We start from the raw sequence: 24233 nt of genomic DNA on the forward strand, positions 1-24233 counted from the left end.
CTAGCTGTCTGCGCGCGCCAGGCAACGATTTGAGATGCAAAACATCCTCAAACCCTTGTCGCACCAGCGCGAGCAGCTCACTTTTTACCTAAATCCACTCGGTCTCAGGAGCGGTCCAACTCGATATCCAGACCCAGCGAGCGGATCTCCTTGATCAGCACGTTGAAGGATTCGGGCATGCCCGCCTCGATCGAGTGCTCGCCCTTGACGATGTTCTCGTACACCTTGGTGCGGCCCTGCACGTCGTCGGACTTCACCGTCAGCATTTCCTGCAGCACGTAGGCCGCGCCGTAGGCTTCCAGCGCCCAGACTTCCATCTCGCCGAAACGCTGGCCGCCAAACTGCGCCTTGCCGCCCAGCGGCTGCTGGGTGACCAGCGAGTAGGGGCCGGTGGAACGCGCGTGCATCTTGTCGTCCACCAGGTGGTGCAGCTTCAGGTAGTGCATGTAGCCCACGGTGGTCGGGCGCTCGAAGCGCTCGCCGCTGCGCCCGTCGTACAGCCAGGCCTGGGTGCGCGGCGCGGTCAGGCCCTTGGCCTGGGCGATCTCTTCGGGGTAGGCCAGTTGCAGCATCTCCTTGATCTCTTCTTCGGTCGCGCCGTCGAAGACCGGAGAGGCAAACGGCACGCCCGAGCGCAGCTCCTGCGCCATGGCCAGCAGATCCTCGTCGCCCAGCAGCGCCAGGCCGTCCTTGCGCCCGCGGGTGGTGTAGATCTTCTCCATGAACTTGCGCAGCTCGGCCACCTTGGCCTGCTGCTCCAGCATGGCGGCAATGCGCTGGCCCAGGCCCTTGGCGGCCCAGCCCAGGTGCACTTCCAGCACCTGCCCGATGTTCATGCGCGAGGGCACGCCCAGCGGGTTGAGCACGATGTCGGCCGGCGTGCCGTCTTCCATGTAGGGCATGTCCTCGACCGGCACGATCTTGGAGACCACGCCCTTGTTGCCGTGGCGCCCAGCCATCTTGTCGCCGGGCTGCAGGCGGCGCTTGACGGCCAGGTACACCTTGACCATCTTGAGCACGCCCGCGGGCAGCTCGTCGCCCTGGGTGAGCTTCTTCCTCTTTTCCTCGAACGCCAGGTCGAACTCGTGGCGCGTGTGCTCCATCGCGTTCTTCATGGATTCGAGCTGCGCGGCCACGGTGTCGTCGACCAGGCGGATGTCGAACCAGTGGTGGCGGTCCACGCTGGCCAGATAGGCCTTGTCCAGCTTGCTGCCCTTGGGCAGCTTGTTCGGCCCGCCGTTGGCGACCTTGCCGGTGAGCAGCTTCTCGATGCGGTCGAACGCGTCGGCCTCGACGATGCGCAGGCGGTCGTTCAAGTCCAGGCGATAGCGCTTGAGCTCATCGTCGATGATCTGCTGCGCGCGCTTGTCGCGCTGGATGCCCTCGCGGGTGAACACCTGCACGTCGATCACCGTGCCCTGGCTGCCCTGCTCCACGCGCAAAGACGTGTCCTTCACGTCGGAGGCCTTCTCGCCGAAGATCGCGCGCAGCAGCTTTTCTTCCGGCGTCAGCGTGGTCTCGCCCTTGGGCGTGACCTTGCCCACCAGCGTGTCGCCCGGCTGCACCTCGGCGCCCACGTAGATGATGCCCGAATCGTCCAGACGATTGAGCTGCTGCTCCGACAGGTTGGGAATGTCGCGCGTGATTTCCTCGGCGCCGAGCTTGGTGTCGCGCGCCATCACCACCAGCTCCTCGATATGCACGCTGGTGTAGCGGTCGTCGGCCACCACCTTCTCGGAGATCAGGATCGAATCCTCGAAGTTGTAGCCGTTCCAGGGCATGAAGGCGATCAGCATGTTCTGCCCGATGGCGATCTCGCCCAGGTCGGTCGATGCACCGTCGGCAATTACGTCGCCCTTGGCCAGCACGTCGCCCTTCTTGACGATGGGGCGCTGGTGGATGTTGGTGTTCTGGTTGGAGCGCTGGTACTTGATCAGGTTGTAGATGTCCACGCCCACTTCGCCAGCCACCGCCTCATCGTCGTGCACGCGGATCACGATGCGGGTCGCGTCCACGTAATCGACGATGCCGCCACGATCGGCCGTCACCACCGTGCCCGAGTCGATCGCGGCCACTCGCTCTATGCCCGTGCCCACCAGCGGCTTCTCGGGGCGCAGCACCGGCACCGCCTGGCGCGACATGTTGGCGCCCATCAGCGCGCGGTTGGCGTCGTTGTGCTCCAGGAAGGGCACGAGAGAGGCCGCCACCGAGACGATCTGCGCGGGCGAGACGTCCATGTACTGCACGCGGTCGGCCGACACCAGCGTGGACTCGCCCTGCTCGCGCGCCGACACCAGCTCGCCCGTCAGGCGCCCCTTGTCGTCCAGCGCCGCATTGGCCTGGGCAATGATGTACTTGCCCTCTTCAATCGCAGAGAGGTAGTCGATCTCGTCGGTCACCTTGCCATCGACCACGCGGCGGTAGGGCGTCTCGATGAAGCCGTATTCATTCAGGCGGGCGTACAGCGCCAGCGAGTTGATCAGGCCGATGTTCGGGCCTTCCGGCGTCTCGATCGGGCACACGCGGCCATAGTGCGTGACGTGCACGTCGCGCACCTCGAAGCCCGCGCGCTCGCGCGTCAGGCCCCCCGGGCCCAGGGCCGAGACGCGGCGCTTGTGCGTGATCTCGGCCAGCGGGTTGGTCTGGTCCATGAACTGGCTCAGCTGCGAGGCGCCGAAGAACTCCTTGAGCGCCGCGGAAATCGGCTTGGAGTTGATCAGGTCATGCGGCATCAGGGGGTCTTGCTCGGCCTGGCCCAGGCGCTCCTTCACGGCCTTCTCGATGCGCGCCAGGCCCGTGCGGTACTGGTTCTCGGCCAGCTCGCCGACGCAGCGCACGCGCCGGTTGCCCAGGTGGTCGATGTCGTCCACCTCGCCCTTGCCGTTGCGCAGATCGACGAGGATCTTGACCACGGCCAGGATGTCCTCGTTGGACAGCACCATGGGGCCGGTCGATTCCTCGCGGCCGACCTTGGCGTTGAACTTCATGCGCCCCACGCGCGACAGGTCGTAGGTGTCGTGGTTGTAGAACAGGCGCTGAAACAGGGCCTGCACCGCGTCCTCGGTCGGCGGCTCGCCGGGGCGCATCATGCGGTAGATGGCCACGCGCGCGGCGAACTCGTCGCTGGTCTCGTCCATGCGCAGCGTCTGCGAAATGTAGGAGCCCTGGTCCAGCTCATTGGTGTGGATGCAGGGCAGCTCCTGCACGCCCGCGGTGCGCAGCGTCTTGAGCAGCGCCTCGGTCAGCTCGTCGTTGGCCTTGGCGATGATCTCGCCGGTATCGGCGTCGACGACGTTGTGCGCCAGCACGCGGCCGATGAGGAAGTCCTCGGGCACGCTGATGTGCGTGGTCTTGGACTGCTCCAGCTCGCGCGTGTGGCGCGCGGTGATGCGCTTGTCCTTGGCCACGATGACCTTGCCCGACTTGTCGGTGATGTCAAAACGCGCCACCTCGCCCTTGAGACGCTCGGGCACGAATTCCATCTGCGCGCCGCTGTCCATCAGGCGGAAGTTGTCGTTGACGAAGAAGTGCGCCAGGATCTGCTCGTTGTTCAGGCCGATCGCCTTGAGCAGGATGGTCACCGGCATCTTGCGCCTGCGGTCCACGCGGAAGTACAGGATGTCCTTCGGGTCGAACTCGAAGTCCAGCCAGGAGCCGCGGTAGGGAATGATGCGCGCCGAGAACAGCAGCTTGCCCGAGCTGTGCGTCTTGCCCTTATCGTGCTCGAAGAACACGCCGGGCGAACGGTGCAGCTGGCTGACGATCACGCGCTCGGTGCCGTTGATCACGAAGGAGCCCTTGTCCGTCATGCGCGGCACTTCGCCCATGTAGACCTCTTGCTCCTTGACCTCCTTGACCACCTTGGAATCCTTGGTCGAGGCATCGCGGTCGTAGATGATGAGTTGCACGCGCGCGCGCACCGCCGAAGCGTAGGTGAGGCCGCGCGTCTGGCATTCGCGCACGTCAAAGGTGGGCTTGGCCAGGTTGTACTCGACGAACTTCATCTCGACGAAGCCGTTGTGCGAGACGATAGGGAAGGCCGACAGGAAGGCGGCCTGCAGACCCTCGGCAGTGCGTTTCTTCGGAGGAACATCGGCCTGCAGGAACGCCGTGTAGGCGTCCTTTTGCATCTGCAGCAGATAGGGCACCTGAAGCACGCTCTCGCGTGTGCCAAAGTTCTTGCGGATGCGTTTGCGTTCGGTATAGCTGTACGTGGATGTTGGGGCCATGAATACTCCGGGCAAAGACATGAGAGATGGTCTTCGACGACTGCTCCCGTGGACTTGCGGGCTCCACGGGCTTGGCGGTTGGCCACTACCAACCATGGCGGACGGCGATGCATTGCACATCGCCCGAACCAAGGCGTCTTTCGTTGTCGGACAAGAGCGAAAGACACTAGAAAACAGCCCGCGGGCCGCTTTCTGGTGCGCTTCGCAGCGCGGGCACCTACAAGCACCAAGGGCTGGAGGCCTCTTGCAAGACCTCCAGCCCGGTGCAGGCGGTGCGTCTTACTTGAGCTCGGCCTTGGCGCCGGCTTCGGTCAGCTTCTTGGCAGCGGCTTCGGCATCGGCCTTGGGCATCGCTTCCTTGACGGTCTTGGGCGCACCGTCCACCAGGTCCTTGGCCTCCTTCAGGCCCAGGCCGGTGATCTCGCGCACCGCCTTGATGACCGAGACCTTGTTGGCGCCGACTTCGGACAGCACCAGGTCGAACTCGGTCTTCTCTTCAGCGGCGGCAGCAGCACCACCGGCGGCGCCACCGGCGGCCGGCGCGGCCATCGCCGCGGCGCTCACGCCAAACTTCTCTTCAATCGCCTTGACCAGGTCGTTGAGTTCCAGCACGGTCATGCCGTCCAGCGCGGTCAGGAATGCGTCTTTGTCGAATGCCATTTTGATTTCCTAGGAATGTTGGTTGTTGGATACCCGTGTGCGCACAGCCTCAGGCGGCTGCCGGCGCACCTTCGCCCTTCTTCGTCGCCAGCGCGCCCAGCACCACGGCGGTGCGGGAGATCGGCGACATGAGCAAGCCACACAGCTGGGCCAGCAGCACGTCCTTGGAGGGAATGCTGGCCAGCTCCTTCACGCCGTTCACGTCCAGGGTCTTGCCCGCGAAGGCACCGCCGCGAATCACCAGCTTGTCGTTGGTCTTCGCGAAATCGGCCACCACCTTCGCGGCGGCCACGGCGTCTTCGGAGAAGCCGTAGATCAGAGGCCCGGTCATCTGGTCGGCCAGCACGTCGAAACTGCCACCGGCCACCGCCCGGCGCGCCAGGGTGTTCTTCAGAACACTCAAGGCAACGCCCTGGCTGCGGGCATTGGCGCGCAGTTTCGTCATGTCGGCCACCGTGATGCCACGGTACTCGGCGATCACGAGCGTTTGAGCTTTGGCGGCGAGTTCGGTCACTTCGCTGATGACCGCTTCTTTCTCACTGCGATTCAGACTCAAGGTCTACTCCTTCATATGCGCACCTCGGGGTGAAACCTTCGATGCGCGCTTGGTTTGCAGCGACCAACTGTTGGGGAACCTTCATTCCGTTCTCAGCGGGATCGCCATCTGCGTTGGCCCTTCAGGGTTTAAGTGCTCCCGGCAAGCACACCAACGGTCTTGGATGGCCAGCGCGCTGGCGCGCCGCCCACCTCCGGGGCACCCGCGAGGGCGCCCCCATTCCTTGCGCTTCAGCCGTTCAGGCTCTGCGTGTCCACGCGCACGCCCAGGCCCATGGTGCTGGAAACCGCCACCTTGCGCAGGTACACGCCCTTGCTGCTGGTCGGCTTGGCCTTGTTCAGCGCATCGACCAGCGCCACCAGGTTGCCCTGCAGCTTGTCGGTCTCGAACGAGCGGCGGCCGATGGTCGAATGCACGATACCGGCCTTGTCCACGCGAAACTGCACCTGGCCCGCCTTGGCGTTCTTCACCGCCGTGGCCACGTCCGGCGTCACCGTGCCCACCTTGGGGTTGGGCATCAGGCCACGCGGGCCGAGGATCTGGCCGAGCTGGCCGACCACGCGCATCGCGTCCGGCGCGGCAATCACCACGTCGAACGGCATGTCGCCGGCCTTCACGCGCGCCGCCAGGTCGTCCATGCCGACGACGTCGGCACCTGCGGCCGTGGCCTCTTCGGCTTTCGCTCCTTGAGCGAACACCGCCACGCGCTTGACCTTGCCGGTGCCGTTGGGCAGCACCACGGCGCCGCGCACCACCTGGTCGGACTTCTTGGCGTCCACGCCGAGCTGCACCGCCACGTCGATGGATTCATCGAATTTCGCGGTCGCGGCTTCCTTGACGAGGGCGAGCGCATCCACCAGCGGGTAGAGCTTGCCGCTGTCCACCTTGCCCTGCAGGGCCTTCTGCTTTTTCGTGAGCTTGGCCATTTACACGCCCTCCACCGCAACGCCCATCGAGCGGGCCGAACCGGCGAGCGTGCGCACGGCGGCGTCCACGTCGGCGGCATTCATGTCCTTGAGCTTGGTCTTGGCAATCTCTTCAAGCTGCGCGCGCGTGATCTTGCCCACCTTGCTCGCCTTGGCGTTGGCCGAGCCCTTGTCCAGCTTGATGGCCTTCTTGATCAGCACCGTCGCAGGCGGCGTCTTGATGATGAAGGTAAAGCTCTTGTCCGCAAACGCGGTGATCACCACCGGCAGGGGCAGGCCCGGCTCCACACCCTGGGTCTGGGCATTGAACGCCTTGCAGAACTCCATGATGTTCAGCCCGCGCTGACCCAGTGCCGGACCGATCGGGGGGGACGGATTGGCCTTGCCAGCTGGCACTTGCAGCTTGATGAAGCCGACGATTTTTTTCGCCATGAATACTCCTTGCGGGTCAAGCGCCTGACGGTCTGGCGTCAAGCTCCCCGGGGGTGATCAGCTCTCTTGCTTTCGACAGATGCGCAGCCGAGCCGTAAAGCCGCCCATCCGATTTCCAATTCGCGATCAGGACTTTTCCACCTGACCGAACTCGAGTTCCACCGGGGTGGAGCGGCCAAAGATCATGACCGCCACGCGCAGGCGGCTCTTTTCGTAATTGACGTCCTCTACCGTACCGTTGAAGTCGGTGAACGGACCATCCTTGACGCGCACCACCTCGCCGGTGACGAATTCGATCTTGTGGCGCGGCTTGTCCGCCCCCTCCTGCACCTGGTTCTCGATCTTGCTGACTTCCTCGTCGGAAATCGGCGCCGGCCGGTTCTTGGCACCGCCGACGAAGCCGGTCACCTTGTTGGTGTGCTTGATCAAGTGCCAGGTGTCGTCGTCCATCTCCATCTGCACGAACACATAGCCCGGGTAGAGACGCCGCTCGGTGGTGCGGCGCTGGCCATTGCGCAGTTCCACCACCTCCTCGGTCGGCACCAGGATGCGGCCGAACTTCTCCTGCATGCCAGCGCGTTTGATGCGCTCGAGGATGTTGCGTTCCACCGCCTTTTCCATGCCGGAATAGGCGTGGACGATGTACCAGCGCAGCCGCGACGCGGGCGCTGCCTCGGCAGCGGTGAGCTCCGGGGCGTTTTCGTTCATCTCAGCCATCACTTCCTCCACCCCAGAATGAGGTCATAAAGCACCCACTCCAGCGTCTTGTCGGTGAACCAGAGAAAAGCCGCCATCAGCACCACCAGGGCAAACACATAGGCGGTCATCTGCATGGTTTCCTTGCGCGTGGGCCACACCACCTTGCCCACCTCGCGCCAGGCATCGCGCGAAAAGGCGATCAGCTGGCGCCCGGTTTCGGAGAGGAAGAAAACCACGCAGGCCGCCGCCAGGCCGCCCGCCAGCGAACCCCACTGCACCAGCGGACCCTGCTTGCCGAGGAAATAAAACCCCGCCAATGCGGCCACGACCAGCAAGCCGGCCAAGGTCAGTTTGGCCTTGTCCGCCGCGCTGGACACCGTTTGTACCTGGGAAGTCGCCATTCGTTATCCTGATTCAATGCACCACACAGACGCCGAAGCCCGTCAAGGCTGACGGGCTCTTCAGAGGCGCCACCCGGTGGTGGCAGGGGCAGTAGGAATCGAACCTACAACCTTCGGTTTTGGAGACCGACGCTCTGCCAATTGAGCTATACCCCTGCAGTACTCCTGCTATTCGATGATCTTCGCCACCACGCCCGCGCCCACGGTGCGCCCACCCTCGCGGATGGCAAAGCGCAGGCCCTCTTCCATGGCGATGGGGTGGATGAGCTTGACGGTCATGGACACGTTGTCGCCGGGCATCACCATCTCCTTGTCGGCCGGCAGCTCGATGGCGCCCGTGACGTCGGTGGTGCGGAAGTAGAACTGCGGGCGGTAGTTGTTGAAGAACGGCGTGTGGCGCCCGCCCTCGTCCTTGGACAGCACGTACACCTCGCAGGTGAAGTGCGTGTGCGGGGTGATCGAGCCGGGCTTGGCCACGACCTGGCCGCGCTCGACGTCTTCGCGCTTGGTGCCGCGCAGCAAGATGCCGACGTTGTCGCCCGCCTGGCCCTGGTCCAGGAGCTTCCTGAACATTTCCACGCCGGTGACGGTGGTCTTTTGCGTGTCGCGGATGCCGACGATTTCCACTTCCTCGCCGACCTTGACGATGCCGCGCTCCACGCGCCCGGTGATCACGGTGCCGCGCCCGGAGATGGAGAACACGTCTTCCACGGGCATGAGGAAGGCGCCGTCGATGGCGCGCTCGGGCGTGGGGATGTAGCTGTCCAGCGCTTCAGCGAGCTTCATGATGGCCTGCTCGCCGAGCTCGCCCGTATCGCCTTCGAGCGCCAGCTTGGCCGAGCCCTTGATGATGGGGGTGTCGTCGCCGGGGAATTCGTACTTGGACAGCAGTTCGCGCACTTCCATCTCGACGAGTTCGAGCAGTTCGGCGTCGTCCACCATGTCGCACTTGTTCAGGAACACGATGATGTAGGGCACGCCCACCTGGCGGGCCAGCAGGATGTGTTCGCGCGTCTGGGGCATGGGGCCGTCGGCGGCCGAGCACACGAGGATGGCGCCGTCCATTTGCGCGGCACCGGTGATCATGTTCTTGACGTAGTCGGCGTGGCCGGGGCAGTCCACGTGCGCGTAGTGGCGCGCGGCGGTCTCGTACTCGACGTGCGAGGTGTTGATGGTGATGCCGCGGGCCTTCTCTTCGGGGGCGTTGTCGATCTGGTCGTAGCTCTTGACGTCACCGCCGAACTTCTTGCCCAGCACCGTGGCGATCGCCGCAGTCAGCGTCGTCTTGCCGTGGTCCACGTGACCAATGGTGCCCACGTTCACGTGCGGCTTGGTACGCTCGAATTTTCCTTTTGCCATCTTTTCGACTCCGAAAAAACTACACCGATCAGTTCATGGCGCCGGCTGCGCCGGCCGTCTTCGATACTTGGTGCCCTTGGTGGGAATCGGACCCACGACCTCTCCCTTACCAAGGGAGTGCTCTACCACTGAGCCACAAGGGCCTGAGGCGCCCGCCGCAGGCGCGGCGCCCCGAAGCTGGAGCGGGAGACGGGAATCGAACCCGCGTCATTAGCTTGGAAGGCTAAGGTTCTACCATTGAACTACTCCCGCAGGCGACAACCGCCCGCAAGCGCGATTCCAACGTCTTCAGCATCCGCAAATTTTGGTGGAGGAGATTGGATTCGAACCAATGTAGGCGCAAGCCAACAGATTTACAGTCTGCCCCCTTTAACCACTCGGGCACTCCTCCGCGCAATCGGGCATTGTAGCCGATTTTTTGGACATGCTGCGCGCCGCGCCAGGAAAATTTGTGCTGACCCGCGGGCGGCCCATGCCGATCCTGTGCCGGCAGGCCTGCCCCGTCCGAACACCTCCCCTCCAAGACAAGCGGGGGCCATGCCTCGGTGTTCATGCCCCTCAAACACCAACCCCCTGCTGTCTGCACCTGTAGGGTGCTTTTGGCAGGGGGTTGTTGATCAAATGGTGCCTGACGATGACCTACTTTCACACGGGATTCCGCACTATCATTGGCGCGAAGCTGTTTCACGGTCCTGTTCGGGATGGGCAGGGGTGGTTCCGGCTTGCTATTGTCATCAGGCGTAAAGGGTAGCTGCACGGGGGGGCGTTGTGGTGCCTTTTTTGTGCAGCTGATTCACAGCAGTCGAATCGGTTGGGAATTTGATTGTGTCTTTGGCATGTACCTTGGGGTTTTTGGTTATGGGCCTCAAGGTTATAGGGTCAAGCCTCACGGGCAATTAGTACTGGTTAGCTGCGGGCATTGCTGCTCTTGCACACCCAGCCTATCAACGTTGTGGTCTACAACGACCCTTCAGGGGGGTCTAGCCCCCGGCAGATCTCATCTTGGAGGGAGTTTCGCGCTTAGATGCTTTCAGCGCTTATCTCTTCCGCACATAGCTACCCTGCGATGCCACGGGCGTGACAACAGGTACACCAGCGGTGCGTCCACTCCGGTCCTCTCGTACTAGGAGCAGGTCTCCTCAAATCTGCAGCGCCCACGGAAGATAGGGACAAAACTGTCTCACGACGTTTTAAACCCAGCTCACGTACCTCTTTAAATGGCGAACAGCCATACCCTTGGGACCGACTACAGCCCCAGGATGAGATGAGCCGACATCGAGGTGCCAAACACCGCCGTCGATATGAACTCTTGGGCGGTATCAGCCTGTTATCCCCAGAGTACCTTTTATCCGTTGAGCGATGGCCCTTCCATACAGAACCACCGGATCACTATGTCCTGCTTTCGCACCTGCTCGACTTGTCAGTCTCGCAGTCAAGCACGCTTGTGCCATTGCACTATCGTCACGATGTCCGACCGTAACTAGCGTACCTTCGAACTCCTCCGTTACGCTTTGGGAGGAGACCGCCCCAGTCAAACTGCCTACCATGCACTGTCCCCAAGCCCGATCAGGGCCCAAGGTTAGAACCTCAAACGCACCAGGGTGGTATTTCAACGTTGGCTCCAGGCACTCTAGCGAGCACCCTTCAAAGCCTCCCACCTATCCTACACAGATCCGTTCAAAATCCAATACAAAGCTACAGTAAAGGTTCATGGGGTCTTTCCGTCTTTCCGCGGGGAGATTGCATCATCACAAACATTTCAACTTCGCTGAGTCTGCGGAGGAGACAGTGTGGCCATCGTTACGCCATTCGTGCAGGTCGGAACTTACCCGACAAGGAATTTCGCTACCTTAGGACCGTTATAGTTACGGCCGCCGTTTACTGGGACTTCGATCAAGAGCTTGCACCCCATCACTTAATCTTCCAGCACCGGGCAGGCGTCACACCCTATACGTCGACTTTCGTCTTTGCAGAGTGCTGTGTTTTTATTAAACAGTCGCAGCCACCGATTTATTGCAACCGCTTTGGGCTCCACCTGTACAGGCATCACCTACTCGCGGCATACCTTCTCCCGAAGTTACGGTATCAATTTGCCGAGTTCCTTCTCCGCAGTTCTCTCAAGCGCCTTAGAATACTCATCTCGCGCACCAGTGTCGGTTTGCGGTACGGTCGTCAATGGCTGAAGCTTAGTGGCTTTTCCTGGAAGCAGGGTATCACTCACTTCAGGCACAAGTGCCCTCGTTATCACCCCTCATCTCAGATCCCCGGATTTGCCTAAGGACCACGACTACAGGCTTGAACCAACATGTCCAACAGTTGGCTGAGCTAACCTTCTTCGTCCCCACATCGCACCATTGAGCGGTACGGGAATATTGACCCGTTTCCCATCAGCTACGCATCTCTGCCTCACCTTAGGGGCCGACTCACCCTACGCCGATGAACGTTGCGTAGGAAACCTTGCGCTTACGGCGAGCGGGCTTTTCACCCGCTTTAACGCTACTCATGTCAGCATTCGCACTTGTGATACCTCCAGCATCCGTCACCAGACACCTTCACAGGCTTACACAACGCTCTCCTACCACGCACAGTAAACTGTGCATCCGCAGCTTCGGTAACTGGCTTGAGCCCCGTTACATCTTCCGCGCAGGACGACTCGATCAGTGAGCTATTACGCTTTCTTTAAATGATGGCTGCTTCTAAGCCAACATCCTGACTGTCTTAGCCTTCCCACTTCGTTTCCCACTTAGCCAATTTTAGGGACCTTAGCTGGCGGTCTGGGTTGTTTCCCTCTTGTGTCCGGACGTTAGCACCCGGTGCACTGTCTCCCGCGCTGTACTCTTCGGTATTCGGAGTTTGCCTAGGGTTGGTAAGTCGCCATGACCCCCTAGCCTAAACAGTGCTCTACCCCCGAAGGTAATACGCGAGGCACTACCTAAATAGTTTTCGGAGAGAACCAGCTATTTCCAGGTTTGTTTAGCCTTTCACCCCTATCCACAGCTCATCCGCTGGTTTTGCAACACCAGTCGGTTCGGACCTCCAGTGCCTGTTACAACACCTTCATCCTGGCCATGGATAGATCACCTGGTTTCGGGTCTACACCCAGCGACTAAAAACGCCCTGTTCGGACTCGGTTTCCCTGCGCCTTCCCTATTCGGTTAAGCTTGCCACTGAATGTAAGTCGCTGACCCATTATACAAAAGGTACGCCGTCACCCCTTGCGAGGCTCCGACTTTTTGTAAGCATGCGGTTTCAGGATCTATTTCACTCCCCTCCCGGGGTTCTTTTCGCCTTTCCCTCACGGTACTGGTTCACTATCGGTCGATGATGAGTATTTAGCCTTGGAGGATGGTCCCCCCATGTTCAGACAGGGTTTCTCGTGCCCCGCCCTACTTGTCTCTAGCCTAGTACCACCAAACGGTTTTCGCATACGGGGCTATCACCCACTATGGCCGGCCTTTCCATGCCGCTTTGCTAACCGCTTGACTATCTCTAGAAGGCTGCTGCGATTTCGCTCGCCACTACTTTCGCAATCTCGGTTGATGTCTTTTCCTCAGGGTACTGAGATGGTTCAGTTCCCCTGGTTTGCCTCGTGCATCCTATGTATTCAGATGCCGATACCCTCATCGGGTGGGTTTCCCCATTCAGAGACCTCCGGATCACAGCTCGTTTGCCAGCTCCCCGAAGCTTTTCGCAGGCTACCACGTCTTTCTTCGCCTATCATCGCCAAGGCATCCACCACATGCTCTTGTTCACTTGACCCTATAACTTTGAAGCCTTGCAGCCCCAAGGTTTGCTTTCAAGTCAACTTGCGAGGTCTCGCACCTCGCGCGTTTCATGCCGTAACGCGAATCTTTCTTCCTGGCTCTACCATTTCTGGCAGTGCCCTCGAGAACCATTCGTCATTACTTGAACAGATTTTCTTTCGAATCTCGTGTTCGTTTTGACGCAATCAAATTCTTGCCGCCGATGGCACGGCGCATCCTCTCGGATGCTTTCCATCAGCAGCGCTGATTCGACTCTGTGAATTTTTAAGGAACAGCCGGGAAGCCTTGCAGCTTCCAGTTCTTGGCATATGCCAATGTCAAAGCAGGCTCTTGTCTTGCTTTGAGATTGCCACTGCACGCCCGTGTGTGCGTTGGTGGAGGATGACGGGATCGAACCGACGACCCCCTGCTTGCAAAGCAGGTGCTCTCCCAGCTGAGCTAATCCCCTTGGCGGGCGCCATGCTGCGTTGCTCGGCCGGCTGTGTAGCACGCTCTGCTACTTGCCCTTCCTCACGCCTTGCCTGTCATCCGCAATCTTGATCGTTCATTGTTGTCACGATCTTTTGTGCCCAGGGATTGGTGGGTCTGGTTGGACTCGAACCAACGACCCCCGCCTTATCAAGACGGTGCTCTAACCAGCTGAGCTACAGACCCCAATCGGTCAAACTGCATGCGAGCCCACCGGGGCCCGGACCGCTGGCGACACACACCCCTTGTGCTGTCCAACAACCGATAAGTGTGGGCGCCTGGCCAGCGCTTGCGCAGCGCTGCGTGGCTCCTGCCTTGCTTTTGCTCTTGCGTTTTTTTCTGTATATGTCCAGAAAGGAGGTGATCCAGCCGCACCTTCCGATACGGCTACCTTGTTACGACTTCACCCCAGTCACGAACCCCACCGTGGCAAGCGCCCTCCTTGCGGTTAGGCTACCTGCTTCTGGTGAGACCCGCTCCCATGGTGTGACGGGCGGTGTGTACAAGACCCGGGAACGTATTCACCGTGACATGCTGATCCACGATTACTAGCGATTCCGACTTCATGCACTCGAGTTGCAGAGTGCAATCCGGACTACGACCGGCTTTATGGGATTGGCTTCACCTCGCGGCTTCGCTGCCCTTTGTACCGGCCATTGTATGACGTGTGTAGCCCCACCTATAAGGGCCATGAGGACTTGACGTCATCCCCACCTTCCTCCGGTTTGTCACCGGCAGTCCCATCAGAGTGCCCTTTCGTAGCAACTGATGGCAAGGGTTGCGCTCGTTGCGGGACTTAACCCAACATCTCACGACACGAGCTGACGACAGCCATGCAGCACCTGTGTGCAGGCTCTCTTGCGAGCACTCCTTCGTCTCTGAAGGATTCCTGCCATGTCAAAGGTGGGTAAGGTTTTTCGCGTTGCATCGAATTAAACCACATCATCCACCGCTTGTGCGGGTCCCCGTCAATTCCTTTGAGTTTTAACCTTGCGGCCGTACTCCCCAGGCGGTCAACTTCACGCGTTAGCTTCGTTACTGAAGAAATGAATCCCCAACAACCAGTTGACATCGTTTAGGGCGTGGACTACCAGGGTATCTAATCCTGTTTGCTCCCCACGCTTTCGTGCATGAGCGTCAGTACAGGCCCAGGGGGCTGCCTTCGCCATCGGTGTTCCTCCGCATATCTACGCATTTCACTGCTACACGCGGAATTCCACCCCCCTCTGCCGTACTCCAGCCTTGCAGTCACAATGGCAGTTCCCAGGTTGAGCCCGGGGATTTCACCACTGTCTTGCAAGACCGCCTGCGCACGCTTTACGCCCAGTAATTCCGATTAACGCTCGCACCCTACGTATTACCGCGGCTGCTGGCACGTAGTTAGCCGGTGCTTATTCTTACGGTACCGTCATCGCCCTCCTGTATTAGAGAAGAACTTTTCGTTCCGTACAAAAGCAGTTTACAACCCGAGGGCCTTCATCCTGCACGCGGCATGGCTGGATCAGGGTTTCCCCCATTGTCCAAAATTCCCCACTGCTGCCTCCCGTAGGAGTTCGGGCCGTGTCTCAGTCCCGATGTGGCTGATCATCCTCTCAGACCAGCTACAGATCGCAGGCTTGGTAGGCCTTTACCCCACCAACTACCTAATCCGACATCGGCCGCTCCAGTAGCGCAAGGCCCACAAGGGGTCCCCTGCTTTCATCCACGGATCTCATGCGGTATTAATCCGGCTTTCGCCGAGCTATCCCGCACTACCGGGCACGTTCCGATGCTTTACTCACCCGTTCGCCACTCGCCGCCATCCCGAAGGACGCGCTGCCGTTCGACTTGCATGTGTAAGGCATGCCGCCAGCGTTCAATCTGAGCCAGGATCAAACTCTACAGTTCGATCTCTTTGCTTTGCTCACTCAAAAACGGAAATTGAAGTGAATCCTCACTTCCTTTTCTCATGAGCGTTTGGTTTGCTCGAGCACAAGGAGAGATCGCCTCCCGCAGTGAGCCAGCGCTTGCACGCCACCATCACCACAAAAGCCAAACCCTCTCCCCGCCAAGACAGGCGCACCACCGCAGGTGCATCCAACCAAACGCCCACGCTTATCGGCTGTGTGTTGTTAACGAACCCTACCCCACCTCAACCCCAAAAGTCCTACTGCAAGAACCCCGGATCAAGAAAGGCGCTGCGATCAGCGAAGCCATGAATTCTATACCAAGTTTTGCACCACGCGCAAGAGATGGAGAGAAAAAGTTTCAGTAGGCCTGCAGCGCCGCTTCCAGCGCATCCTGGAACAGGGCGGCGACGTCGCAGCCGGTCTGTTCGGTGATCTCCTGAAAGCAGGTCGGGCTGGTGACGTTGATTTCAGTTACATGGGTGCCGATGATGTCCAGGCCTATGAGCAACAGGCCACGCGGAGCGAGTGCATGGCCCATGGTTTCGGCGGTGTGCCGGTCGGCATCGGACAGCGGGCGTGCCTCCCCCCGCGCCCCGGCTGCGAGGTTGCCGCGGATGTCGTCGCCCTGGGGCACGCGCGCCAGGCAATACGGAACGGGCTGGCCGCCGATGATCAGCACGCGCTTGTCACCTTCGACGATCTCGGGCAGATAGCGCTGCACCATGACGGTTTGCGCACCTCCCTTGTTCAGGGTTTCGATGATCGAGCCCAGGTTCAGGCCATCCGGCCCGACGCGAAAGATGCCCATGCCACCCATGCCGTCGAGCGGCTTGAGAATGATGTCGCGCTGCTCCTGGTGGAAGCGGTGGATTTCCTCGGCAGACCGCGTAACGAGGGTTGGGCCTATGAACTCGGGCCATTCCATGATGGCCAGTTTTTCCGGGTGGTTGCGCAGTGCCGCGGGCCGGTTGAAGACCCGCGCGCCTTCGCGCTCGGCCTGCTCCAGCAGGTGGGTGGCGTAGATGTATTCGGCGTCAAAGGGCGGATCCTTGCGCATCAGCACGGCATCAAAGCGCTTGAGCGCCACGGTGGGCGTGGCGGATTCAGCGAACCAGGCGTCGGGCCGGCCGGTGAGATGGATCTCGCGCACTCGGGCCTCGACCTGACTGCCCGTGCGCCAATGCAGGTCACGTGGCTCGCAGGCGGCGACGCGGTGTCCGCGCCGCTGAGCCTCGCGCATCATGGCGAAGGTGGTGTCCTTGTAGGTCTTGAAGTGTTCCAGCGGGTCGGCGACAAACAGCAGGTGCATGGCGGCGGTTCAGGCATCAGGAGCGCACCGACGCGGTGCGCGATCTGCCGTACTGTTGCACAAAGAGCGCTGCACTGCCCGCGACCACGCCCCAGAACGCCGAGCCGACACCAGCGATGGTCACGCCGCTGAGCGTGACGAGGAAGGTGATGAGCGCGGCTTCTCGGTGGCGTTCTTCGCGCAGCGAGGATGCCAGCCCCCCGCCGATCGCGCCGAGTAGCGCCAGCCCTGCGATGGCCACTACGAGTTCCTGCGGAAAGGCCAGAAGCAACCCGGTGACGACGGCGCCGAAGATGCCGACCACGATGTAGAGCAGCCCGCAGGCGGCGGAGGCGATGTAGCGCCGGTCGCGATCGGGGTGCGCCTCCGGGCCCATGCAGATGGCGGCGGTAATGGCGCTGAAATTGAGTGCATAGCCGCCAAACGGCGCCAACACCGCGGTGGCTACGCCCGTAAGCGTGATCAGCTTGGATACCGGCATCTCGGGGTAGCCGGTGGCACGCATCACCGCTACGCCAGGCAGGTTCTGCGAAGCCATGGTGACGATGAACAGCGGCAGGGCCAGGCTCATGGTGGCCTGCCAGGTGAAGCTCGGGGCCGTGAAGACCGGCATGGCCAGTTCAAAGGACACCTCGGACCAGCGCATCTGGCCGCCCAGTGCCGCCCAGATGATGCCCACCGCCAGCGTCAGGATGACGGCATAGCGCGACAGCAGGCGCCGCGCCAGCAGATAGGCCGCCAGCATGACCAGCACCAGACCCAGGGCCGTCTGCAGCGCCGAGAATGCCTGCATGCCAAAGCGCGCCAGCACGCCCGCCAGCAGCGCGGACGCGATCTCGTCCGGAATGCGGTTCATCACGCGCTCGAACCAGCCGGTGAGGCCGGCCAGCGTGATCAGCAGCGCACTCACGAGGAACGCACCCACCGCTTCGGCCATGGTGAAGCCCGATGCAGCGCCGGCCGCCGCCAGCACCGCGGCGCCGGGCGTGGACCAGGCAATCATCACCGGCTGGCGTAGCCACAGCGAAGGCAGCAGCGTGCACAGACCCATGCCCAGGCCCAGCGCCCACATCCACGAGGTGATCTGCTCGGGCGTGGCGCCAAAGGACTGCGCCGCCTGGAACACCAGCGCCACCGAACTGGTGAATCCCACGAGTACCGCGACGAAACCCGCCACCAGGGCGGAAAAACTCAGGTCCTTGATCCAACGCATGCCATGTCTTTGAGAGAGTGTGTGCAGGGAAGGGCGCGGGCGCCGCATTCAGATTTCCACCTTGGAGCCCAGCTCGACCACCGCATTGCCGGGCAGGTTCAGGTATTCGGCCGCGGCGGTGGCGCTGTGGTGCATGTAGGCAAACAGTTTTTCGCGCCAGGGCGCCAGGCCGGTGGCCATGCCGGGCGCGACGATGTGGCGCGAGAGGAAATAGCTGGTGCTCATGGGCTCCAGCTTGATGCCGCGACCCGCAAGCAGCCCCAGCGCCTTTGGCAGGTCGGGGTCGTTCTTGAAGCCGTAGTGCAGCACCACGCGCCAGCAGTCGTGCCCCAGCGCCTCGACCTGCACGCGCTTGTCCATGCCTATCCAGGGCACCTCGTGCTGCTGCACGCTCACGAACAGGTTCTGCTCGTGCAGCACCTTGTTGTGCTTGAGGTTGTGCAGCAGGGCATTGGGCACGATGCGCGGGTCGGCGCTCATGAAGACGGCCGTGCCCTCCACGCGCGAGGGCGGCGCGAGGAACAGCGATTCGAGAAAGTCCTCCAGCGTCAATGCCGTCTGCTGCAGCGCACGGTGCAGCAGCTCGCGCCCGTCGCGCCAGGTGAGCATGAGCACGAAAACGCCCGCCGCAATCGCCAGCGGGAACCAGCCGCCGTGCAGCAGCTTGAGCAGGTTGGAGCTCCAGAACAGCAGGTCAACGACCAGAAAGACGCCGGTGGCCGCCAGCGACAGCAGCAGCGACACCTTCCATGCGTAGCGCACCACGAAAAAGGTCAGCACCGTGGTGATCAGCATGTCCGTCGTCACCGCGATGCCGTAGGCCGCCGCCAGGTTGCCCGAGGAGCGGAACATCGCCACCGCCAGCACGATGAGTGCAAACAACCCCCAGTTGACCAGCGGCACGTAGATTTGCCCCAGGTCGCGCACGCTGGTATGCACCAGCTTGAAGTGGGGCAGGAAGCCCAGCTGGATCACCTGCTTGGTGACGCTGAAGGCGCCCGAGATCAACGCCTGCGAGGCGATCACCGCCGCCGCCGTGGCCAGCACCACCAGCGCCAGCGTGGCCCACGGCGGCGCCAGGTGAAAGAAGGGGTTGTCCACCACCTCGCGTCCGCGGGCCAGCAGCAACGCACCCTGGCCAAAGTAGTTGAGCACCAGCGCCGGCATGGCGACGAAGAACCAGGCCAGGCGGATCGGGCGGCGGCCAAAGTGGCCCATGTCGGCATACAAGGCCTCGCAACCGGTCACGCACAGCACCACCGCGCCCAGAATGATGAAGGTGACGCCGGGACTGTCCAGCGCAAAGCGCGCCGCATGACCGGGCAGCAACGCCCAGAGCACCTGCGGATGGTGCAGGATCTGGCGCACGCCCAGCAGCGCAATCACGGCAAACCACAGCAGCATCACCGGGCCGAAGTAGCGCCCTATGCCGGCCGTACCCTTTTTCTGCACCACGAACAGCGCCAGCAGCACCAGCAGCGTGAGCTCGATGACATAGTCACCCAGCAAGGGCGATACCACTTGCAGCCCCTCCATCGCGCCCAGCGTGGTGATGGCCGGGGTGATGACGCCGTCGCCATAGAACAGGCAGGTGCCGAAAATGCCCACGAGCAGCATGCCCGCGCGCAGTCGCGGCCTGTCCGCCACCGCGCTGGAAGCCAGCGTGAGCATGGCGACGAGCCCCCCCTCACCGTTGTTGTCGGCGCGCAGCACCAGACTCACGTACTTGACCGAGACGACGATGGTCAGCGTCCAGAAGATCAGCGACAGCACGCCGTAGACATTGCCTGGCGTGAACTGCACGTGGCCGCTGCCGAACACCTCCTTGACGGTGTAGAGCACGCTGGTGCCGATGTCGCCAAACACCACGCCGATGGCGCCCACCATCAGCGTGGGCAGGGAGGTGCGTGATTCAGACATGCCGCAAGACGCGAACGGGTGGGGGCGCCATTGTGCGCCGCATGGCGCCGGCGCCCTGGCACCTGGGCGACGAACTCAGGCCAGCTCCAGCATCTCCGGGTCGGTGGCTTCGAGCTCGTAGCTCGCGGCGAGCATCGCCAGGCGCGCGACCACGCCGTACATGTAGAAGCGGTTCGGGGCGCTGGCGCCGGGGCGCTCGCCCGGCTGGGGCAGCTGGGTGCTGTGCTCGAAGGCCAGCGGCACGTAAGACGCGCCGCGGGCCCGCCCGCCCAGCCCCGCGCTTTCGCCCGGGTGCATGCGGTAGACACCGCCGACCACGTAGCGGTCCATGGTGTAGACCACCGGCTCGGCCACCGCCTCGTGCACGCGCTCTTGCGTGAGCACCCCTTCCTGCACCAGCCAGTGGCCGCTGCGCGGCAACTGGCCGCTTTCTTCCAGCGTCGGCAGGTCCCTGGCGTCGCGCAGCACGGCCACGCCGGCTTCATCGCCCGCATCGTCGGCCTTGATCACGACGAAGGGCTTCTCGCCGATGCCGTATTCCTTGTACTTGCGGCGCACCTTGGAGAAGGTCTGGTCCACCGCGGCGCGCAGCGCTTCCATGCGCCTGGCCTTGGTCTTGCCGGCCTCGGCGCTGTGACTGATCGGGTGGATCAGCCAGTGGTCAATGCCCAGCATCTTGCCAAAGCGCTTGCCCACCTCTTCATAGCAGCGCGTGTGGCGGCTGCGCCGGCGCACCGTCCAGCCGGCCTGCAGGGGCGGCAGCAGGTATTGCTCGTACAGGTCTTCCAGGATGCCCGGCGGGCCGGCGGGCAGCTCGTTGTTGAGCAAGATGGTGCAGGGGTCGAAATGGCGCAGGCCCACGCGCTTGCGCACCCGCAGCGCCGGCTCCACCGCAACGCTCTGGCCGTCGGCGAGCTGAAAAGTGGTGGCCTTCTTGAGCTCCGGATCGATGGAGCCTACGCGCACGTTCAGTCCGGCCAGGTTGAAGATGCGCTGCAACTGGGCCAGGTCGGCCACGTCCGAGGGGCTCTGCAGGTGGTTTTCCGGCACGATCAAGAGATTGCGCGCCTCGGGACAGATCTTCTCGATGGCCGCCATCGCCGCCTGCACCGCCAGCGGCATCATCTCGGCCGTGAGGTGGTGCCAGCCGTGGGGAAACAGGCTGGTATCCACCGGCGCGAGCTTGAAACCGGCATTGCGCAGATCTACCGAGGTGTAGAACGGCGGCGTGTGCTCCATCCATTCGAGACGGAACCAGCGCTCGATGGCGGGCATGGCATCGAGCATGCGTTGCTCGAGTTCATTGATCGGCCCGGTCAGTGCGGTGATGAGGTGGGGAACCATGCGAGTGTGTTCTTGTGGCGGGAATGGGTGGCCGCCATTGTAGAAAGCGTTCTCTGCCGGCCAACCGTAGTCGCGCAGGGAACAGGCAAGCGAAAGATGGTGGCGCATGGCGCTGCAACGGGGTGGCACAGGCATCATCGGGTAACCTTGACAGGACCTCGAAGGCCCGGGCGGGCGCTTCGGGCGCGAAACCGAAACCCCGGCAGCGCACGGTTTGCCTGATGCCAGGCCGGGCGCGGAGGTTATGTACCAGAGCGCGGGCAAGCGGCACGCCATGCCCGGGATCCATGAAGTCTGACTGGAGGGGAATCCATGAACAACATCGTCTCTGATGCCGGCGCTCGCGCGGCGCTGCTCAAGCGGGTGGGCGACATCCTGCTGCGCCCGCGCGAGACCTGGCCGCAGATCGACGCGGAAGACGGCAATCCACCGGCCATCTACAAGAACTACCTCATCTACCTCGCGGCCATCCCGGCCGTGGCCGGGTTCATCGGCTACAGCCTGATCGGCGCCAGTGTCTTCGGCGTCACGGTGCGCACGCCCATCGCGGCGGGGCTGGTGAGCATGGTGGTGGGCTATGTGCTCTCGCTCGCCATGGCCTATGTGCTGGCCTTGATCGTCAATCAGCTCGCGCCGCGCTTTCAGGCGCGCCAGGACATGGGCAGCGCCTTCAAGCTGGTGGCCTATGCATCGACCGCGGGAATGCTCGGCGGCGTGTTCAACCTGTTGCCCATGCTGTCCATGCTGGGGCTGCTTGCCGCGCTGTACTCCATCTATCTCGTCCATACCGGCATTCCGGTATTGATGAAGGCGCCGCAGGAAAAGGCCCTGGGCTACACCGGCGCGGTGCTCGTCTGCGGGGTGATCGCCGCCCTCGTCGTGGGTCTGGCCATGAGCGTGTTCACGCCAGCCAGCCGCGGGGCGGGCGGTGGCCTTGCAGGCGCGGGCGGCGAATCGGTCACGCTGAAGGTACCGGGCACGGATATCACGATCGACACCCGGGGCATGCAAGAAGCCAGCCGCAAGATCGAAGCGGCCCAGGCCAAGGGCGATGCGGACGCCGCGGCCAAGGCCGCCACCGAGGCCATCGGCGCCGCGCTCGGCCTGGGCGGCGCCACCCAGGCGCTGGAGCCGCAGCAGTTGCGCAAGGCCCTGCCCGAAAGTCTGGGCGGATTGCCCCGCACGGAGGTCGAAGCGCGCTCCGATACCGCACTCGGCATGAAGATGAGCACCGCCAGCGCCAGCTATGGCGCCGGCGGGCAGACGGTGCAGATCAAGATCAGGGACCTGGGCGCTTCGCCGGCCCTGCGCATCGGCCTGGCCGCCTGGTCCAGCTCGGAGGTGGACAGCGAAAAGACCGACAGCATCGAGCGCGTCTACCGCCAGGGCAAGACCGCCATCCAGGAGCGCTATGCCAAGGATGGCAGCAGCGCCGAGCTGGCCATGCTGCTGCCCAATGACATTCTGCTGGAAGCCAACGGCTCCGCAGGGATCGAGGAGCTCAAGCGCCACCTGCTGCCCATGGGCGAGCAACTGGGCGCCATTGCGCGAACCCCCGCCTGAGCCGGCCGGGCCCGCTATGCGGGCTTTTTCACCCGCGCCAGAAGGCCGGCGAGAGCAGCGTCACGAAGCTCAAGATCTCCAGCCGCCCCAGCAGCATGCCCAGGGTGCAGACCCACATCTGGAAGTCGCTGAGCTGGCCATAGCCCGCATCCATGCCCAGCGTGCCCGGCCCGGTGCCGGTGCAATTGACGCTGGAGAGCACGATGGAAAACGCGGTCAGCGGATCGACGTCGGTGAGCAGCAGCGCCATGAAGAGCACGAACACCGTGGCGCCATAGACCAGGATGAAGGCCAGCACCGAGAAGATCATGCGGTTGTCCACCACGCTGCCGCCCAGCAGCACCGGCTGCATGGCGCGCGGGTGGGCCAGGCGGGTGAGCTCGCGGCGCGCCTGCTTGACCAGAATCAGCATGCGCACCATCTTGATGCCCCCGCCCGTGGAGCCCGCGCTGGTGGCCACGCCCGACAGCAGCAGCAAAAACACCGGCACGAACACCGGCCAGTGCGGATAGTCCACGCTGGCAAAGCCCGTGGTGGTGGCCACCGAGACGGTGTGGAACATGCCGTAGCGCAGCGCGTCCAGCGGCGCATACACCCCCTTGGCCCAGAGGATGAGGGACACCAGCAACCCGCCACCGAGCAGCGCCATGACGGTGGCGCGCGCCTCGGGGTCGCGCCACAGCGCGAACCACTTGCCCCGGCGCAGCGCCACGAAGTACAGGGTGAAGTTGCAGCTGGCCAGCACCATGAAGACCACCGCGATGGCTTCGAGCAGCGGCGAGTTGAACCAGGCGAAGCTCGCGTCGTGCGGTGACAGCCCGCCCAGGCTCATGGTGGTGAACATGTGCATCAGCGCGTCCATCGGCCGCATGCCAGCGAGCCAGAAGGCCAGCGCGCAGACGGTGGAGATCGCCAGGTACACGCCCCACATGCCGTTGGCGGTTTCGGTGATGCGCGGGGTGAGCTTGGCGTCCTTGATCGGGCCCGCGGCTTCGGCGCGAAACAGCTGGCTGCCGCCCACGCCCAGCATGGGCAGCACCGCCATGGCCATGATGAGAATGCCCATGCCGCCTATCCACTGCAGGAAGGTGCGCCAGACATTGAGCGACAGCGGCAAGGCGTCCTGCCCCTCGATCACCGTCGCGCCGGTGGTGGTGAGGGCCGAGACCGCCTCGAAGTACACGTGCGTGAACGACAGCACATGCCCCGCCCAGGCCAGCGCCAGCCACAGCGGCAGGCTGGCCGCCAGCGGCAGCACCACCCAGGACAGCGTCACCAGGATGATGCCGTGGCGCGGCAGCAGGTCGCGGCTCTGGCGGCGCAGCCGCCACCACAGCGCGCCGCCGCAGGCCGCGATCGCGAGGCCCGACACGGCGTAGAGCCGCCACAGCCCGTCCTGCCAGGCCAGCGATACCACCAGCGGCAGCAGCAGCGCCGCCGAGAACATGCACAGCAGCATGCCCAGCACGCGCGCGACGATGGCCAGGTCTTTCATGCGCGG

General features: G+C 62.9%; 14 protein-coding genes, 5 tRNA genes and 3 rRNA genes. 1 reads left to right on the forward strand and 21 read right to left on the reverse strand.

Going from position 1 to position 24233, the window contains the following annotated elements; all coding sequences use genetic code 11:
• Positions 1–104: 104 nt before the first annotated feature.
• From rpoB to gshA, 20 genes are all read right to left on the reverse strand, one after another.
• Positions 105–4229 (reverse strand): DNA-directed RNA polymerase subunit beta, encoded by a 4125-nt coding sequence (gene rpoB / locus FOZ74_RS06315; RefSeq protein ID WP_146912268.1) that lies wholly within the window; start codon positions 4227–4229, stop codon positions 105–107.
• 279 nt (positions 4230–4508) lie between these two features.
• The gene (gene rplL, locus FOZ74_RS06320) at positions 4509–4889 is read right to left on the reverse strand and encodes a 50S ribosomal protein L7/L12 (protein ID WP_146912269.1); all 381 of its coding nucleotides are present in this window, start codon (positions 4887–4889) and stop codon (positions 4509–4511) included.
• A gap of 49 nt (positions 4890–4938) precedes the next feature.
• Positions 4939–5445 carry a 50S ribosomal protein L10 gene (rplJ, locus tag FOZ74_RS06325; protein WP_146912270.1) on the reverse strand — a complete coding sequence of 169 codons (507 nt, stop codon included), beginning with the start codon at positions 5443–5445 and terminating at the stop codon, positions 4939–4941.
• A gap of 230 nt (positions 5446–5675) precedes the next feature.
• Positions 5676–6371: a 50S ribosomal protein L1 gene (gene rplA / locus FOZ74_RS06330; RefSeq protein ID WP_146912271.1), complete on the reverse strand. Its 696-nt coding sequence runs from the start codon at positions 6369–6371 to the stop codon at positions 5676–5678.
• A complete protein-coding gene (gene rplK, locus FOZ74_RS06335) occupies positions 6372–6803 on the reverse strand; it encodes a 50S ribosomal protein L11 (protein ID WP_146912272.1) in 432 nt (143 codons plus the stop codon).
• 126 nt (positions 6804–6929) lie between these two features.
• On the reverse strand, positions 6930–7511 hold the full coding sequence (nusG, locus tag FOZ74_RS06340) for a transcription termination/antitermination protein NusG (protein WP_146914106.1): 582 nt from the start codon (positions 7509–7511) through the stop codon (positions 6930–6932).
• Between the two features lie 8 nt (positions 7512–7519).
• A complete protein-coding gene (gene secE / locus FOZ74_RS06345) occupies positions 7520–7903 on the reverse strand; it encodes a preprotein translocase subunit SecE (RefSeq protein ID WP_146912273.1) in 384 nt (127 codons plus the stop codon).
• A gap of 80 nt (positions 7904–7983) precedes the next feature.
• Positions 7984–8059 (reverse strand) — tRNA-Trp (locus tag FOZ74_RS06350).
• 12 nt (positions 8060–8071) lie between these two features.
• The gene (tuf, locus tag FOZ74_RS06355; protein WP_146912112.1) at positions 8072–9262 is read right to left on the reverse strand and encodes an elongation factor Tu; all 1191 of its coding nucleotides are present in this window, start codon (positions 9260–9262) and stop codon (positions 8072–8074) included.
• Positions 9263–9330: 68 nt separating this feature from the next.
• Positions 9331–9405: transfer RNA gene (locus FOZ74_RS06360), tRNA-Thr, on the reverse strand.
• Positions 9406–9440: 35 nt separating this feature from the next.
• Positions 9441–9514, reverse strand: a tRNA-Gly gene (locus tag FOZ74_RS06365).
• Positions 9515–9567: 53 nt separating this feature from the next.
• Positions 9568–9653: transfer RNA gene (locus tag FOZ74_RS06370), tRNA-Tyr, on the reverse strand.
• A gap of 235 nt (positions 9654–9888) precedes the next feature.
• Positions 9889–10001 (reverse strand): 5S ribosomal RNA (gene rrf / locus FOZ74_RS06375).
• 136 nt (positions 10002–10137) lie between these two features.
• A 23S ribosomal RNA gene (locus tag FOZ74_RS06380) occupies positions 10138–13021 on the reverse strand.
• A 582-nt stretch (positions 13022–13603) separates the two neighbouring features.
• Positions 13604–13680, reverse strand: a tRNA-Ile gene (locus FOZ74_RS06390).
• A gap of 167 nt (positions 13681–13847) precedes the next feature.
• Positions 13848–15381: ribosomal RNA gene (locus FOZ74_RS06395) — 16S ribosomal RNA — on the reverse strand.
• The 16S, 23S and 5S rRNA genes sit together here with 4 tRNA genes alongside, the layout of an rRNA operon.
• Before the next feature lie 360 nt (positions 15382–15741).
• Positions 15742–16692: a glutathione synthase gene (gshB, locus tag FOZ74_RS06400; protein WP_146912274.1), complete on the reverse strand. Its 951-nt coding sequence runs from the start codon at positions 16690–16692 to the stop codon at positions 15742–15744.
• 16 nt (positions 16693–16708) lie between these two features.
• On the reverse strand, positions 16709–17905 hold the full coding sequence (locus FOZ74_RS06405; RefSeq protein ID WP_255437810.1) for a benzoate/H(+) symporter BenE family transporter: 1197 nt from the start codon (positions 17903–17905) through the stop codon (positions 16709–16711).
• A 48-nt stretch (positions 17906–17953) separates the two neighbouring features.
• A complete protein-coding gene (locus FOZ74_RS06410) occupies positions 17954–19825 on the reverse strand; it encodes a potassium transporter Kup (protein WP_146912276.1) in 1872 nt (623 codons plus the stop codon).
• 75 nt (positions 19826–19900) lie between these two features.
• Positions 19901–21169 (reverse strand): glutamate--cysteine ligase, encoded by a 1269-nt coding sequence (gene gshA / locus FOZ74_RS06415; RefSeq protein WP_146912277.1) that lies wholly within the window; start codon positions 21167–21169, stop codon positions 19901–19903.
• Positions 21170–21481: 312 nt separating this feature from the next.
• Here gshA and FOZ74_RS06420 point away from each other — a divergent pair, with 312 nt between their 5' ends.
• Positions 21482–22732, forward strand: coding sequence for a Yip1 family protein (locus tag FOZ74_RS06420; RefSeq protein ID WP_146912278.1), 1251 nt, complete (start codon positions 21482–21484; stop codon positions 22730–22732).
• 28 nt (positions 22733–22760) lie between these two features.
• On the opposite strand, the gene FOZ74_RS06425 is transcribed toward FOZ74_RS06420, so the two are convergent.
• Positions 22761–24227, reverse strand: coding sequence for a TrkH family potassium uptake protein (locus tag FOZ74_RS06425; RefSeq protein WP_146912279.1), 1467 nt, complete (start codon positions 24225–24227; stop codon positions 22761–22763).
• Positions 24228–24233: the final 6 nt, after the last annotated feature.

This window comes from Comamonas flocculans (assembly GCF_007954405.1).
Taxonomy (GTDB): domain Bacteria; phylum Pseudomonadota; class Gammaproteobacteria; order Burkholderiales; family Burkholderiaceae_C; genus Comamonas_C; species Comamonas_C flocculans.